Origin of the sequence: Acinetobacter sp. YH12131, assembly GCF_013418635.1 — a bacterium.
GTDB lineage: Bacteria > Pseudomonadota > Gammaproteobacteria > Pseudomonadales > Moraxellaceae > Acinetobacter > Acinetobacter towneri.
In genome coordinates this window covers 1-1,659 of sequence record NZ_VPBQ01000046.1, presented here as the reverse complement: position 1 = coordinate 1,659, position 1,659 = coordinate 1, and the positions used below count along the sequence as shown (strand labels likewise).

Genomic DNA, 1,659 nt, shown 5'->3' with positions numbered 1-1,659 from the left:
GCCAGGCCTCAGCATTTTATTATGGTGATCCCCTGGGCGAAATGCGCCTGGTAAGCAGAGTTTTTGAAATGTAAGGCCTTTGAATAAGACAAAAGGCTGCCTCATCGCTAACTTTGCAACAGTGCCATTTTAAGCGTTATGCTAAGCCCAGGAAGCCGCAGGATCTTTTGAACCACAACTGCATTAACGTCCGCTATTCTGATACGAGTGGATTGTACGCCTGGGAATTCGAGAAAGATGCTCAGAAATTCAGTCTGAAAGTCAAAGGGCAATATATTGCGAACAGCACGATTCATCAGCTCGATGCAGCATTAGACGGGCTGGGGATTGCCTATATTCCCGAGTATGTTGCAGATGGATATATCAAAAGCGGCAAGCTGATTGCTGTTCTGACCGAGTGGTGTCCATATTTTGACGGCTACCATATTTATTATCCTCACCGCCGACAGGATTCTCCTGCGTTTATGGCTTTTCTGCAAGTTTTGCGTGACAGGTACAATAATGGAATAAGATAAATTTATGAGTAAAGGATTATGTCCACGATAAGCACCTGGGTCGATTCCTGGGAGGCGGCCATGAGGGTAGGGAAGCGCCGTCCCGTCAAGTCAGCGTAATGCTCTGCCAGTGTTACAACCAATTAACCAATTCTGATTAGAAAAACTCATCGAGCATCAAATGAAACTGCAATTTATTCATATCAGGATTATCAATACCATATTTTTGAAAAAGCCGTTTCTGTAATGAAGGAGAAAACTCACCGAGGCAGTTCCATAGGATGGCAAGATCCTGGTATCGGTCTGCGATTCCGACTCGTCCAACATCAATACAACCTATTAATTTCCCCTCGTCAAAAATAAGGTTATCAAGTGAGAAATCACCATGAGTGACGACTGAATCCGGTGAGAATGGCAAAAGCTTATGCATTTCTTTCCAGACTTGTTCAACAGGCCAGCCATTACGCTCGTCATCAAAATCACTCGCATCAACCAAACCGTTATTCATTCGTGATTGCGCCTGAGCGAGACGAAATGCGCGATCGCTGTTAAAAGGACAATTACAAACAGGAATCGAATGCAACCGGCGCAGGAACGCTGCCAGCGCATCAACAATATTTTCACCTGAATCAGGATATTCTTCTAATACCTGGAATGCTGTTTTCCCGGGGATCGCAGTGGTGAGTAACCATGCATCATCAGGAGTACGGATAAAATGCTTGATGGTCGGAAGAGGCATAAATGCCGTCAGCCAGTTTAGTCTGACCATCTCATCTGTAACATCATTGGCAACGCTACCTTTGCCATGTTTCAGAAACAACTCTGGCGCATCGGGCTTCCCATACAATCGATAGATTGTCGCACCTGATTGCCCGACATTATCGCGAGCCCATCTATACCCATATAAATCAGCATCCAGGTTGGAATTTAATCGCGGCCTCGAGCAAGACGTTTCCCGTTGAATATGGCTCATAACACCCCTTGTATTACTGTTTATGTAAGCAGACAGTTTTATTGTTCATGATGATATATTTTTATCGGCACTGTTGCAAATAGTCGGTGGTGATAAACTTATCATCCCCTTTTGCTGATGGAGCTGCACATGAACCCATTCAAAGGCCGGCATTTTCAGCGTGACATCATTCTGTGGGCCGTACGCTGGTAC

The 1,659-nt window shown here is 45.0% G+C and carries 2 protein-coding genes; one reads left to right on the top strand and one right to left on the bottom strand.

Annotated features, from left to right (window positions below; genetic code table 11):
* The first annotated feature begins 113 nt into the window (after positions 1-113).
* Entirely contained in the window at positions 114-515 is a 402-nt protein-coding gene (locus FTU66_RS13505; protein WP_001183556.1) for a LysR substrate-binding domain-containing protein, read from the top strand.
* A 136-nt stretch (positions 516-651) separates the two neighbouring features.
* On the opposite strand, the gene FTU66_RS13500 is transcribed toward FTU66_RS13505, so the two are convergent.
* A complete protein-coding gene (locus tag FTU66_RS13500; RefSeq protein WP_000018323.1) occupies positions 652-1,467 on the bottom strand; it encodes an APH(3')-I family aminoglycoside O-phosphotransferase in 816 nt (271 codons plus the stop codon).
* Positions 1,468-1,659 lie beyond the last annotated feature (192 nt).

Bases quoted from the DNA above. Each gene is read 5' to 3' on its own strand.
- FTU66_RS13500 (WP_000018323.1), bottom strand. From the start codon at position 1,467: ATGAGCCATATTCAACGGGAAACGTCTTGCTCGAGGCCGCGATTAAAT.